Source organism: Levilactobacillus hammesii DSM 16381 (assembly GCF_001434395.1).
Taxonomy (GTDB): domain Bacteria; phylum Bacillota; class Bacilli; order Lactobacillales; family Lactobacillaceae; genus Levilactobacillus; species Levilactobacillus hammesii.
In genome coordinates, this window is record NZ_AZFS01000064.1 from 1 (window position 1) to 14,339 (window position 14,339).

Annotated in this window: 12 protein-coding genes; 9 read left to right on the forward strand and 3 right to left on the reverse strand. The window is 49.5% G+C overall.

What is annotated here, in order from left to right; all coding sequences use genetic code 11:
- The 6 genes from FD28_RS10420 to FD28_RS10445 all read left to right on the forward strand — a co-directional run.
- A partial coding sequence (locus tag FD28_RS10420; RefSeq protein WP_057734986.1) for a leucine-rich repeat domain-containing protein occupies nt 1-2,451 on the forward strand: 2,451 nt, incomplete at its 5' end.
- Nucleotides 2,452-2,745: 294 nt separating this feature from the next.
- Nucleotides 2,746-3,012, forward strand: a complete 267-nt coding sequence (locus FD28_RS10425; protein ID WP_057734987.1) for a Mor transcription activator family protein — start codon at nt 2,746-2,748, stop codon at nt 3,010-3,012.
- Between the two features lie 13 nt (nt 3,013-3,025).
- Entirely contained in the window at nt 3,026-3,712 is a 687-nt protein-coding gene (locus FD28_RS10430; RefSeq protein ID WP_057734988.1) for a zinc ribbon domain-containing protein, read from the forward strand.
- 14 nt (nt 3,713-3,726) lie between these two features.
- Complete coding sequence (locus FD28_RS10435) at nt 3,727-5,115, forward strand: serine hydrolase (RefSeq protein ID WP_057734989.1); 1,389 nt, start codon at nt 3,727-3,729, stop codon at nt 5,113-5,115.
- Nucleotides 5,116-5,127: 12 nt separating this feature from the next.
- Nucleotides 5,128-6,270, forward strand: a complete 1,143-nt coding sequence (locus tag FD28_RS10440; protein ID WP_057734990.1) for a PrsW family glutamic-type intramembrane protease — start codon at nt 5,128-5,130, stop codon at nt 6,268-6,270.
- 279 nt (nt 6,271-6,549) lie between these two features.
- Entirely contained in the window at nt 6,550-7,236 is a 687-nt protein-coding gene (locus FD28_RS10445) for a GNAT family N-acetyltransferase (protein ID WP_057734991.1), read from the forward strand.
- Between the two features lie 120 nt (nt 7,237-7,356).
- On the opposite strand, the gene FD28_RS10450 is transcribed toward FD28_RS10445, so the two are convergent.
- The 3 genes from FD28_RS10450 to FD28_RS10460 form a co-directional block, all read right to left on the reverse strand.
- Entirely contained in the window at nt 7,357-8,295 is a 939-nt protein-coding gene (locus tag FD28_RS10450; protein ID WP_057734992.1) for a nucleoside hydrolase, read from the reverse strand.
- Nucleotides 8,296-8,529: 234 nt separating this feature from the next.
- On the reverse strand, nt 8,530-9,459 hold the full coding sequence (locus FD28_RS10455) for a tyrosine-protein phosphatase (protein ID WP_057734993.1): 930 nt from the start codon (nt 9,457-9,459) through the stop codon (nt 8,530-8,532).
- A 318-nt stretch (nt 9,460-9,777) separates the two neighbouring features.
- Nucleotides 9,778-10,623: a hypothetical protein gene (locus FD28_RS10460; RefSeq protein WP_057734994.1), complete on the reverse strand. Its 846-nt coding sequence runs from the start codon at nt 10,621-10,623 to the stop codon at nt 9,778-9,780.
- 501 nt (nt 10,624-11,124) lie between these two features.
- On the opposite strand from FD28_RS10460, the gene FD28_RS10465 reads away from it, so the two are divergent.
- From FD28_RS10465 to FD28_RS10475, 3 genes are read left to right on the forward strand one after another with little or no spacing between them, the layout of a single operon-like run.
- A complete protein-coding gene (locus FD28_RS10465) occupies nt 11,125-12,333 on the forward strand; it encodes a Firmicu-CTERM sorting domain-containing protein (RefSeq protein WP_157059884.1) in 1,209 nt (402 codons plus the stop codon).
- 50 nt (nt 12,334-12,383) lie between these two features.
- Nucleotides 12,384-12,983 carry an exosortase family protein XrtG gene (xrtG, locus tag FD28_RS10470; protein ID WP_057734996.1) on the forward strand — a complete coding sequence of 200 codons (600 nt, stop codon included), beginning with the start codon at nt 12,384-12,386 and terminating at the stop codon, nt 12,981-12,983.
- Nucleotides 12,983-14,338, forward strand: a complete 1,356-nt coding sequence (locus FD28_RS10475; protein WP_083478173.1) for a TIGR03111 family XrtG-associated glycosyltransferase — start codon at nt 12,983-12,985, stop codon at nt 14,336-14,338. The genes xrtG and FD28_RS10475 overlap by 1 nt, the downstream gene beginning before the upstream one ends.
- Nucleotide 14,339: the final 1 nt, after the last annotated feature.

Here is a 14,339-nt window from a genome sequence, read left to right on the forward strand (position 1 = left end):
CGGAATATCCTGGGGCTGTTTTGTGTGGCTAACTTGTTCTTGCAATTTTCGGTTTTAAATCTTTCGAATAATGATATTTCAGGTGATCTTAGCCAATTCCCAGTTACAAAATGGTCGAAACTAAAACAACTTCAGCTGAAGGAGAATCAGTTGACGGGATCAATTCCTGAAAATTGGGCGGGATTGACGAATTTAAACATTTTGGAGCTTTCATCTAACCAGCTATCAGGAACATTGGACAATATTTCACAGCTGGCTGATTTAACGGAAATTTATCTCGATAAGGATGGGTTCACTGGAAATATACCAGCTGCCTGTTTTACTTCAAACTTGACTCATTTTGAAGCAAACGGTAACCAACTGAGTGGCAGTTTGCCAGCGACCCTCAGTAAAGCCACGAACCTGAAATGGCTGGATGTGGCGGCAAATCAACTTACCGGAAATTTACCGGATTTGAGCAACAATCAACAACTAACCACATTAGCCTATAGTAATAACCAGATTACCAGTGGTCGTGCAGCTGCTGGCTCTTCGGGGACGTACCAAGACTGGCGTATTAGCGCCCCAGATTGGCAAACGTCTCATGATGGTAAGACGATGACTTTAGATTTAAGTAAGTATTATGGTGGTGAGCAAGGGCAGAGCGGTTACAGCAACTTAGGCATCGAACCGGCCGGTGGACAAACAGGGGTCACTCTGGATAAGACGGACCCCGATCATCCTTTGCTAACCATAGATACGGCCAGCACCAATGTTACCAACGGGGACTTCTCGTTCTATCTGTTTGACCAAGCAGGCAGTCAGGCTGTATTTAAACAGAGTATGAATTATATGGCCCAAGTGGCGGTTCCCATCACGCTGGCAATTCCCAAGACATACGCTATTGACACGGGTACTGATGACAAGATTGATTTTGCTTCTAAGGTGGGTGCCGGTGACAAGATTGGTTTTGTTTCCCCTAAGGTGGGTGCCGGCGTTGTTCCAGCAACCAACTTTAAATTAGGTGTTAGTTCGACGAATGCGGTGGGGGACTCGTATCAGTTAACCGCCCAGACGACTGGTTTGACATCTGCTGGGCATACTCTACCGATATATTATAGTAACGGGCAACACAGCACCTTGTTAACCGATGTCGCCCAGTCCATTTATGATTATCAACCTACACTTGCAGACGATACCACAACGGTTGGCGATAGTAGTGATGCCACTAAGGGAAATCTAAGCACTGAGGTTGGTTCTACCGCGTACAAAGGGACCTACACTGGTGATGTCACCTACACGTTAGCCAGTGCCCCAGCGGATGATCCAACGACGGCGGCTAAGACTAGCGATGCGGGGCAAATCTCCCCGACTACGGTGAGTCAGATGAGTCCCACCCTTTCCGGTCTACCACTGGAACAAGAGGCGACGCGCGCCAAATTACAGGCAGATATGACCAAGTTTGTGCCTAAGCTGGCCGATACTGATGGTGTTCTTTATTCCGGCTACCTGGCCTCACAAGGCAAGACTGACAGTCCCTATCAAGAACTCACGGAGTCCAGTGGCCTATGGTTGCTGTCTTTGGCCATGGCAGGGGATGAGTCTGACTTTGACACAGCTCTCAGTGGGATCAAGGCCCGCTTCTACGACAGCGATACCCATACCTTTAACTGGCAAGCAAAAGGACAAGATCACACGGTCACTCAGGGCAGTGCCTCGATTGATGATTTGCGTATTATCCAGGCCTTGTTAGTCATGAATCGCAAGTCGCCAAATAACGACCGCACGGCTTTGATTAGCGAGCTGATTGATGGGTTCACGAAGTACGATATGAACGCCTACTATCAGATGATCGATGGCTATAGCACGAAGGACGGTCAGGAAAAACGGATTCGTTTGGATTACTTGGATCTGGCAACGTTAAAGACCATCTATGAGGCTAAAGGCTTGGGAACCACGACTGGCACTGCCGGTGGTACGGCTTACCAACAACAGTTGAAGCTGATCAAGGATAGTTATATCAGTGATCAGTTGCCAATGTTTAATACCTACTACAACTACAGTACGGGTAGCTACCAGGTCAGTGATGACAACGTTAGCGGACAGATCAACGTTACGGATGGCTTACTAACCATGTTGAATTTGGCTAAAGTTGGTGAGTTACCGCAGACCTCGTTGGACTGGATCACAGCCCACACCACTGCCGATGAAAAAATCTACAACGATTACAATCTGGATGGGTCGCCGGCGAGTCCGTATGACGCCGCCTCTAACTACGCTTATGTTGCACAGATTGCGGTGGCATTAGGCGATACTAAGCTGTATGGTCAGGCGTTAACTAAGCTTAACGCGATGACCTCAACCGACACGACGTCGCCCCTCTATGGTTCCGCGGAAGCCGGTGGCGAATCCTACGCCTTCAACGATTTAAACATGTTACTGGCCTACAATTCCGTCATTGCCGGCAGTTAAGTGGTACGTCTGGGTTAAGAAGTCTCGTTGATCCAACATCACTTAACCTGACAACAAAATAAATTTTTCCACATTTGGTGGCGTCCTTTACGAAGGGCGTCACCTTTTTTGCTGTTTTGGTTTAAAAGTGGGCAATTGATTTCCCATTACACGGGGATTTTAAACTAGCGGCGTTCTGCAGGACGAGTTACCGGCCATTGTTGGGGTACTTTTCATGGAAAAGGGCGAGGATAAGTGCAGTTACTAAAATATTCGCAAACAATTACAATTTAGCCTAAGGAGGTGGCGAGGGCAATGACAGAGCGTATCGAGCTGGATGCACTACACCAGTTTTACAAGAGTTTGAATAGTTTGGTGGGGACGGAGTCGATGCTCATTATTTATGAACATTACAAAGGCACCCAGCTGAACTTTCCAATTCATCTTTACGATCGAAAAGTGACCGCTCAGCGCGTCTTGCAGGAGTTCGACGGTCATAATCAGCACGAGTTGGCTCGGAAGTATGGGTACTCGCAGAAATGGATTCAAATGGTGATGCGGGAAGCACGAGAACACAAATAGGAGTGATGTTAAGATGGCAGATTCAAGAATCTTTAAACTGAGTGACGGCCTGGATCTCGAAAAGGTGGGTCAGGCGATTCAAAACTGGCTACGTGAAAAGAAACAACTGCACGCGGAAGGCATGCACACCAACGAGGGTTACCTTGTGCAAGCCAAGCAAGAGGATAGTTGGAAGACCATCGTAGGGATGGATTCCGCGATTCAAGTTCAGATCTTCAATGCCGGTGAAAATCAAATTATGGTGAACGTGGGCTCCGGAAAGTGGATTGACAAGGCCGGCGCAGCCACCATCGGGATGATTGCGTTTGCGCCCTTAGCCGTAACCGCGGCGATTGGTGCCTGGAACCAGAAGAAGTTACCGGATGAACTTTTCAGCTACGTTGAGCAGTTCATCATGAGCGGGGGAAAGTCCGTCACGGTGTCCATGGCGGCCAGTCAGAGTGTGCATGAGGGGGAAGTCATTTGCCCGAATTGTCACGCAGCCAATAAGGCCGATGCCAAGTTCTGTGTTTCCTGTGGGACGAAGCTAGGCAAGGAATGCCCGAACTGTCATGCGGCGGTGGGCTTGGACACCAAGTTCTGCCCGAACTGTGGTGCCGATTTGAATCCTAAGCCGGAAGAAAAGACCTGTCCCGACTGTCAGAGTGTCGTCGCGGCCGAGACTAAATTCTGCCCGAACTGTGGGCACAACTTTAACTAGCGGGGCCTAAACGTATGAAGATTTGTCCAAACTGTGGTCACGAGAACGACGAGAACGTTAAATTTTGTGAGAATTGTGGTGCCGAGCTGACGGCTGTAGCTGAGACGCCGACGCCGGATGCTGTGGATTCCGGTCAGCAAAAGCGATGTCCCCGTTGTCAGACGCCGAATTCCCAAGAGAGTCGCTTCTGTGAAAATTGCGGCTATGATTTTGCGACGCAGGGGACTGAGCAGACGACGATGCCTGATCAAGAGACAGCTGGGTCCGAACCAACAGCACCTGAGTCAACGACATCTGAACCCACGACGTCTGAGCCAACACCGAAACCGATGACCTCTGATGCAACTAACGAACAGGTCCGAACGACCACGCCGGTCACCTCGGGGAAGACGCCCACAACTGAGACAGCGCCCACTAAGGGTAAACAGCCTAAATGGCAGTGGTTAATCAGTGCGCTACTTTTAATCCTGTTAATTGGTGGGGGGATCTATTTCCTCCAGCGAGATACCAGCCATACTGCCAAGCCCACGGCAAGTCACACGGAACGGAAGACTCCCCGTCAGTCACAGACCAGCTCCAGCTCACGGCAGACCAGTCACGCCGCAACGACCAGTTTTGATCGCTCCGCAGTTGAAAGTGACATCACGACCGCATTCAAGTCACTTGACGGCACCAACTCGGCCTACGTTTCACCGGTCAACGGCCAGCAACAGGTTGTTGTCAACAATGGTGCGCAGAGTTCGGCTAGCAGCATCAAGGTGTTCATCCTGGTTACGGCTTACGCCATGGCAAAAGAAGGCGTCTTCAACCTCAACGCCACGCATACGCTAACCGCTAGCGAAAAGGTGGGCGGAACGGGTGTGATTCAAAACATGAGTGATGGTACCAAGCTGACTTACCGAGAGATTTTAAAGCACATGATTGATGACAGTGATAATACCGGCGCTAACATTATGATTGCCAAAATGGGTGGCTTTGGGTTAATCAACAATAAGATTAAGAACATGGGTGCCACGGATACTAAGCTACAGCGAAAGATGATGGATACCGACGCCATTGATCAAGGGCGCGATAATCTCACATCGGCACGAGATCTGGGGATGACCCTGAAGAAACTCTACAATCACCAGTTGGTGTCAAAATCCGCTGATGATGAAATGCTGGCTATTTTGGCGGACAATCAGAACCGGACCAAACTGCCCAAGCTGTTGCCCAGTTCGGCTAAAGTCTATAACAAAACGGGTGAGTACGCCGATTATGGTGTCCAAAACGACGCTGAGATTGTGGCCAATCGTCATGGGGCCTTCGTCGCAGTGGTCCTTTCCCAAGATGGTCATGAAGCCGATCAAGTGGCGGCAATGAATCAGTTGGGATTGAAGCTGTATCAGAATATTTTAGAGTAGTGAGGGGTTAAGATGAAATATTGTCCATATTGTGGGAATCAAGTCAAAGAGACCGCTAAATTTTGTCCCAGTTGCGGCCATGCGTTGCCGGGCAGCCAGGCGGCCTCCCAAGAAAGAACGCCGGTAACACCGGTAGCCAGTGAGTCTCATCAAGTGAAGGGGCTTTACGACACGGCGACGGCCAAACTGAATCAATATACCGGCGAAGAAGGAGCAGTTAAGGTTAACCTCTCGGATTTGTTCTCCGAGGTGTTTAAGCACCATACGAAGGATGAGGCCAACGCGATCTTTATTGCCGGGACAAAGACAACCACGCCGGCCTTAGCTGACGTGTCCGACGAGTGGGCCAAGCCGTGGTTGTTTTCACGAATCTTGGTGGGCTTCCTAGTGGCGTTCGTGGCGCTGCTCTATATGGCCGTTAACTTCAGAAACAGCAATGCCATTCCCGGGTTGATCCTGGTGGGGGCATTTGCGGTGCCATTCTCCGGCCTGGTCTTTTTCTTTGAGGCCGATGCCTTCAAGGATGTCAGTCTCTTTGAAGTCGTCAAAGTGTTCTTTATTGGAGGGATCTTCTCCCTCGTCGTGACGCTGTTCTTGTATCAATTCGTGACGTTTAGCGACAGTAATCAGATCTACGGCGTCATGACGCTGAAGGATTCCCTGTCCATTGGTGTTGTTGAAGAACTTGGAAAAGTGTTAATCGTGACTTATTTCATTAGTCAATTAAAGGTGCAACACATCTTGGATGGAATCCTGATTGGCGCGGCTGTGGGGGCTGGCTTCGCGGCGTTTGAAACGGCGGGGTATATTTACAGTGCCGGTAGTGAGCAACTGGTCGCCGTGGCCGTACTTCGTGGTTGGTCGGCAATTGGCGGTCACTTGGTCTGGGCGGCCATCTCCGGTGGGGCCCTGATGGTGGTTAAGCGCGCTCAACCCTTCAAGTTTAGCCAATTGCTGGATGCCCGCTTCTTGGTCTTCTTTGCGCTGAGCGTCTTGATGCACGCAACCTGGGACTGGGATATTGTTATTTTGGACAGCCCTTACCTGAAGCTCATCTTGTTAATTGTCGTGGCGTGGATTGTGGTCTTTGTGCTGATGAGTGCGGGGTTGAAGGAAATCTCACATTTGAAGCAACAGGCACAGTCGCAGGCTTGAACATAAGTCATCATGAATCCGTCAAAGGGGGCCGCTCTCGGCTGACTTTGACGGATTTTGTCGTTAAAAGTGCTCATCAGTTGACGCGCTATCCAGCTTTGACAGGGGGGACGCGCCTTTGCTAAACTACGGACAAGGTCGATAAGGCCAAATAAGATTTAGGAGAACTTGCCTATGCGTACGAACAGTGTGAGTGTGGCGTAATCGGGAGGTTTGGCCGATTAAGTAAGCTAACACCAACCTCCCAGACGGTGTCACTTGGACCTCGGAGGAAAAAAGATGATCTATTTGGAACAAACGGAAACGACAACGGGAAAGTCCCTCATCATTCGTCAGGAACAACCAGCCGATTGGTCTGAAGTTGAGCTGATGACGCGAGCTGCCTTTTGGAATTTATATGCACCGGGTTGTGTGGAACACTATCTGGCACACCAGTTGCGGCAGCACGCCGATTTTATTGCGTCCCTAGACCTCGTGGTGACGTTGGCCGATCAGATTGTGGGAAACATCATGTATACCCGCGCTAAATTAGTGGATGATCAGGGCCACGTGAAGCCCATCCTAACGTTTGGACCGCTAAGTGTGCGTCCCGGTTATCAGCGAAAGGGGTACGGCAAGCGGCTAATCACAACGTCATTTCAGATTGCGCAATCGCTCGGCTTTGACACGGTCGTGATCTTTGGAATGCCAGCGAACTATGTGGCGCGGGGGTTTCGATGCTGTGCGGACTGTCACGTGTCGCTGCCAGGCAACCAGTATCCGGCCGCTATGTTGGTGAAGACACTGGTTCCCAATGCGTTAGCGGGTCGACACTGGATCTACCAGGAAAGTAGCGCCATGGACGTGAGTCAGGCAGACGTGGACCGCTTCGATCGAACACTACCGCCGCTAGTCAAGGGCTGGCAGCCTAGCCAAGAGGAATTCAACATTATCAGTCGAGCCATGATTCAACCGCCGACTCGGTAAGGGGGTCATTCTAGGTGGTGAGTAGGTTAACTAGCAGATAACGAACAATAAGCAACTGGCCAGGATCGTTTTTGATTCGGGCCAGTTGCTTATTGTTCGTGTTAGGGAAACGTTGAATGGTTAGTTAGGCGTTGCGGACATCGCTAGGTCATCAAAGTGCTGATAGAACAAGTCCTTATCGACTTGAGTGACCAACGTAATGGGCCGCCCATCGGGTGTGATAAAGGTTCGACCGGCACCGTGTCCTTTGGAAATGACATCACTGGTGACTAATTCTGTCGTGACGATCTCAGGATACTTGCTGGTTATGGTGGTTAAGACGTCCCAGAGGTAATAGATAGAGTCGGCTTCGAATGCCATGACTAGGGAATACCCATAGCCGATCAAGTCCATAGCGGGATATTGTCGTAGATTGGCGAAGTGCTGCCGCAGTTCGGGTGTCAGGGGCAGTTGATCGGTACTTTCAAGCCCAATCATTACGATATCAATATCGGTATCCCAGACGGCCTTAACGGCTTGTGGGTCCCAAAAGGCGTTCCATTCCATGGTGCCATCCTGGTCGGGTTCACTAACATTTCCTTGGTTATTCATGGTGCCGCCCATCCAGAACAACTTTTCAATCTTCTGGGTGATGGTCGGATCGATGGCGAGTGCCCGAGCCAGATCGGTTAAGGGCCCAGTCATCACCAGTGTGGTTTTTCCGGGTGTCTGCTGGAGCTTTTCAATCATATCGATGTGCGCCGGCTGTTTGGCTTCGGGTGTCACAACCCGTCCAGATTCGTTGAGGACGGGGAAGTTATCGAAGGAGTAGGCTGACAATCGCCAGTTTTGTGGAAAGTGATGGACGGGACGCGAGTTAGATACGGCGACTTCTAAGGGATGCTGGGGGTTGCCAAAAAGGTCAATAATCTTGCGTGAGGCTGAGGCGGCCGGTTCAACGTATGAATCGGCCCCGACCACACCGACACCCGTGAGATTAATATCCGGCATCTGGAGAAGTAGCAGCAGGGAAACCAAGTCATCAACGTTACCATCGTGGTTGAAATAAATGTTTTGCAAGAATAGCACTCCTTCATACAATTATTATTTTCAAGAAGCATACCATGAAAGTATGGAAATTGATAGGATAAATGGCAATATGTCATCAAAATAAGACAATATTCAGTAAAACACGAACTATAAAACGTTTTACCCAATTTGTGATGAAAGGTGACGTGACGACAATGAGCAAATGACCAGGATCACTTGATTCTGGCCATTTGCTCATTGTGGGTTCTCTAGTGCACGGGAAGGTTACTTAGCGGAGGTTAAGTAGTTAGCCCGTAATTGCTTTAATTGGGTGTTGGTCAGACCAAGGCCCTTGTGTAAGAAGTTGTCCATATTGCCGTATTTCGTGTTAACGGCTTTGTACATCGTGTTCAGGTAAGCCATCTTAACGCCGTTTTGTGCTTTGAAATTAGCAACTACGGTTGGCGTCAGCGTCTTGCCTTGCGCCTTCCAGCCAGCTTCCTGCTTCTTCAAGTTTTCCTTATTGGTTTGCGTCAGGTATGTATTGGATTTTAGATAATCCTTTGCAATGGCCTTCTTGTTGAAGTTGAGGGCGGAGAGCACCAGAACAGTTCCCATACCGGCACGGTCTTTACCAGCAGAACAGTGCCAGAGAACAGCCTTGTTCTTAGGGTTCTTCAGTAATTGATGGAACAAGGATTTGTAGGCTTTACGGCCTTGAGCGGTGGTGATGGCATCGTGGTAAGACTTTTCCATCATCTTGTCTGCGGCACCCTTCTTTGAGAAGTCAGGGAAGGCACCGAATGACTTGAAGACGTTGGCCTTGACCAGCTTAACGCCCTTCATCTTCACGTCAGGACTCTTCTTTTGTTCGATGACGGTCCGCAGATCGACGTCAGTAGCAACGTGATAGGTCTTAACTAATTTCTTCTGGTCAGACTTGGATAACGTTGAGAGACCATTAGAACGAATTAAACGGTGGGCTTTGATCTTCTGCCCCTTGCTGTTGACGTAGCCACCTAAGTCGCGGGCGTTGGATGCGCCTTGCAGCTTGATGTGGGTTGACGTTGACTTGGCCTTCTTAACCTTCTTGGCTTTTTTGGTCGTCTGTGTCGTTGTTTTGGCATTGGCCGTAATGGTGGCAAAGGGTTGTTGCCAACCTAACGTCGTGGTTAACAGCAGAGCGGTCACTAGGGTGCTAATTCGTTTATTCATATCGTTAACTCCTCCTCTTGGCTTGGTACAGCTCCTAGAATACGCACTGGATGTAAAGGGCGGATGTAGATTGTGTAAAGATATGGGACATGCGGGCATAAGCACGATTATAAAAAGGCGAGACAAGCCGGCTATTAGTGGGCTTAGATGAGGAGCTGGTTGGGGAAAATAATTGAAAAGAGTGGGTCAGGTGGGATCTGCCTTCTGTCCCGCTTTTCGGCTATATAAGGGCAAAATAAAACTGACACTTTCAGAAGCACGAGCATTCTGAAAGTGTCAGTTTTTGAGTGTTGGTCCACTCTTCAAATCATCTAACAGTTAGTCATCGAGATAATCCTTAACCTCAATCGATTCACCAACGTAGTAGGATTTGCCATTGACCTTGTAGGTGGTCCAGTTGGCCTCCTCAGTGTAGCCATCGGGGAAGAAGGTGGCGTGATGCTGCTTCGTATTGTGGACAATCTTCAACCGGTAGTGGCCCTTGCTGATCTTTCGATTTGGCATGCCCTTTAGCGGCTTGGCATAGTCTACGGTCGTTGTCTTACCCTTAACGGTGACCTTGCTGACTTTAACCGAAGCGGTTGGCTTCCAGACGTTCATGCCACCAACAGCCTTGTAGAGACCACTAGGCGACACCTTAGCGATATCAGCTGCGCTGTAGTACTGCAGGTAGTTATCCAGCGTCAGGTAAAAGGCAGGCGTTGTGACCAAGCTCTCCTCAATGGAAGAGGCCACCTTGAAGCCGGTTCCGGCTTGAAACAGGAGCGTTCTGTCGGGCGCCTTGAGTTTGACGGGTTTGAAGTTCGCCTTGGTAAAGGGAATGTTCATCGGGTGCATGTTATCCATCGTTTTGTACTTCAGCTTGTTGGCCCGGCTGTAGTGAACGGCGCCGGAGGTCAAGGCCACCGTTGGCACATATTTCCCCTTAACCGCGTTACGGCCAACACCCATGACCTGTAGCAGAGCGCCCTTTTTCTTTAAAAGCTTCTGGTAGTGATTCCCCGATTTTTGATAAATGCCCACGTCCATGTTCTTCTTCAGACGGACGTACTGCGTGTTGTCCGGTAGGTAGGGCGACGAACTCTTCGCCGCGGCCTGTGTGGTGCCAGCCAGGCTAAAGAGGCCCGCGGCAACCAATGTGGTTCCGATTAACCATCGTTTCATGAAAAAATCTCCCCTGGATTCAGCGTCACACTAAAAATGGTGATGCCGAAAAATTAAAAATGCCGCTGCTGTTGCCCGGTAATGGTGACAAGCAGTTAGCACTTTGCTTATATTTTACACCAATTAAGTATGTTGCGAATGCGTTGATTTTAAGCGGTGAAGCCTGCCGATACGGTTGGGTATAATGACCCGAAAAATATAGTGGATAATGAATCGTTTATACGAGAACAGGTCGCTAATAGAGTGGTTAATAAAACACTTTGTTATTGTACAGTAACTAGCTTGCTGCCCATAGTGACGGCACAATGGGAACCATGTGAGTTTCGCTTGTTTGCGCAATGTTGAGACGCTATCATCATGTAACGGAACGGGTGCATTTGTGGTGAAATTGTTACCTTGCTTAATTGAATATGATGGCATAGTATTACCGTATATAGGTAATTTCGTGATTAAAAGGCGTTCGCCAGTTGAGGAAGTTTGATGTTGTTTGAAGGGAGGAACATGAAACCTATGAAGTTGTGGAAGTTAATCATGGCCGGGGTGGTTGCACTAGGACTAGCTGGTGCAATCGAGACGATGCCAACGATTGCTGAGGCTAGCGATAACATTAGCATTGACGGTGATTTTTCAGATTGGAAAACGGCTGATTTAACAGAAGGGTATAACGGGTTTACAGCATTGGAGAGCCATGGCCAATACCTGGATGTTTATGTTCAAAAAAATGATGGTGGCATTCCCGAAAATGGCAATTATGATCTGGTCATTGCAGATAAGCATTATTTCCTGAAGCCCCAAAACTTAACCGCTAGTGTTAGCGCCGGAGAAAAGAAGGCCTTTAGCCTGGTCGCTGGCACTTGGAATGGTGGCGACCAGTACGGGACGGTCGGCACGGGTTACGTTGGCAACGTGGCATCGCATAACGTGGCGGAATTCCGGATTGATTTGACGAAGCTGAACCTCACCAAGACCGTTAACGGTAAGGTTGCGGCCATTAGTAACTCGGATATCGGAAATAACCCCTCGAGGATGGCCATTGACTGGACCGATTCCGGTCAGGATGGTTCCAGCGTGGCCGCCTCTGGCGGTGCGATCAACGGTAAAGCAGATCAGAGTTCTAAGGGAACGACGCCCACTGATAGCAATGCCGCTAACGATAATGACAATTTGAATATTAAGATTGATGGTAAGTTTGCTGATTGGAAAAATGTGACGCTGACGGAAGGCTACAACGGTTACACGGCCATGGTCAGCGACGGTAACGATGTTTACGTCTACGTTAAGATGAAGTATGGTTTGGTTCCCGGCTATGGTAATTACAATTTTGACATTGGGGGTAAGCGGTATAATGTCTGGTCAGATGATATGCCTGAGTCTAGTGTCAAGGCCGGAGAGTCTCAGGCAGTCAACTTCATAGGCGGTACGTACACTGACGGGCATCAGTACGGCACCGTTGGCAACGGCTATGTTTCCAGTGACAAGGATGGTCACAACATCGCCGAGTTCAAGGTTGATCTCCGTAAGTTTCACCTCTCCACTATGACTGGGCAGACCATCACCATGTATAATCCCAACATTGGGAATGAAAAGGTGACGGTTGCCGGTGGGTCAACGGGCCCTTACGTCATCTCCGGGATTGGCTTAGCGATCGCTGGTTTAGGCTACTGGCGCTTGAAAAAGTCGGGTAAGCTGAACCGGAAGGCCAAAAAATAAGCGTGTCAGTCTGATAGGAATGAAAAGGTTAGTCAATAGGGCGGGTGTTCATGAGAGTAAGTATTCTATTGGGAACGGTGGTGTGGCTATATGCACTGTCGGTGTTAAAGCGTGCTCGGCTGTCGGCCTACTTCTTTATTGTAGGGAGCGCCGGACTCTTCTTTATCCTGACGTCGATTAGTCACCCGTACTGGGTCTGGTTCTTTACGCATGCCGTGATTCACGGTGTGGCATTATTCAGTGATATTACCCACTGGAGTACCATCATGTATCATACGGGATTGGTCTACATCACAAATGTCGGCAATCCCGTGATTATGTCGATCGACTACGAGTGTTCGGGAATCATCGAAACCTGTGCGTTCGTCAGTCTGGTCGTCTTCTTTCCCACGTATCAGCGGAAGGAAAAGGTCTTCTATGCGTTATTTGGCCTGTTTTATATCTATGCGATTAACGTGTTACGACTCTGTGTGGTTGTGACCGTGGTGCACTTTGGCGGCGGGCAGTCGTTCTTCATGGCCCACTCGGTGATGGGGCGACTCATCTTTTACGTCTTGGTGATTGCGCTGTACTACAACGTCTTTACCTATTCGCAGTTGGCACGGGGCATTTATCGGGAGTTCGTCGATTGGAGGCAAGATAAGCTGTGATGTACTGGATTAACTTAGCACTGACCAGGATGGGCTTCTGGATTACGTGGGCCTTGATTCCGATCGTGGTTGAAATTATCCCAGCCCTTCTGTCTACCATCAAACTCATGCGGATGCACCGTCATCAGCCCAAGTTAACGCCGCCAGGGAAGTGGCCCTGGGTCACGGTGATCGTGCCAGTCTACAACTCGGAGGATACGTTGTTTGAGTGTATTCGCTCAATTAACAATCAAACCTATCCCAAGAGTGCCATGCAGGTGATCCTTGCAAATAATCAGAGTACGGACAATAGCTTTGGCGCCTATGCCAAGGCGCAAAACACCTTTCCCGAGCTGATCCTACGCTACGTCAATACGGACAAGGGGAAGGCGCGGGCCCTCAACACCGCCATTTATGAAAGTATTGGGATCTACGTCATTAACATTGATAGCGATGGCCTGTTAGAGGAAAATGCGGTCAAGAACATGGTCCTTCAATTTGAAAATGACCCCAGCGTGGCCGCGATGACGGGGGCTATCTTGCCCAAACGTGACATGGTCAGAGACGTTAAGGGCTGGTGGCACCGCATGCTTGCCAAAAATGAATACTACGAGTACGCACAGGCGTTTCTCTCCGGGCGGACGATTGAGGCCTCTCGTGACCAACTGTTCACCATGTCCGGGGCCTTCTCGGCATTTCGTCGGGAGGTCCTCATGGAGACCTTTCTCTACGATATCGATACCATTGGTGAGGATACCGATATGACCTTCCAGATTCGAACGCGGCTGGGGAAAAAGGTGATTATCTGTGCCGATGCGATCTTCTATGTCGAGCCGATTTCGGGTTTCTCCGAACTATATGCCCAACGACAGCGGTGGCAACGTGGGAAACTGGAAGTCACGGAAAGCTACATGCATCAGACGGCTAACCTGAAACGTTTCTTCAAGAACTTCCTGATTCGCCGGATGATTATCGATCATACCTTTACGTTTCCACGGATGATTTGGACGTTTGCCACCTTCGCACTGATTGCCTTTGGCTATTCGCCCTTTATCCTGCTGCTGTCTTACCTGTTGATCTATGCGTTGTATGTCTTGGTAGCGGTGGTGAACTTTGTCAGTGTGTACATCCTGATGCGACCCTATCCGGCGGAGCAAAGGTTCTATCGGCACCTCTGGTGGGTAACCTTAACGTTGCCGCTCTACATGTTTATGTGCTCCTGGATTCGGTTAGTGGGGATTATCAATGCGATGACGACCAAGGCTTCCTGGCATATGCGGGGCCTGTCGGAAGAATGGCACCGTATCACGGCAGTCCTGCGAGACGATGTCGAAACGGTTCGTGAGCAGCGGCGTCAGGATAAGAAGGGAAAATAAG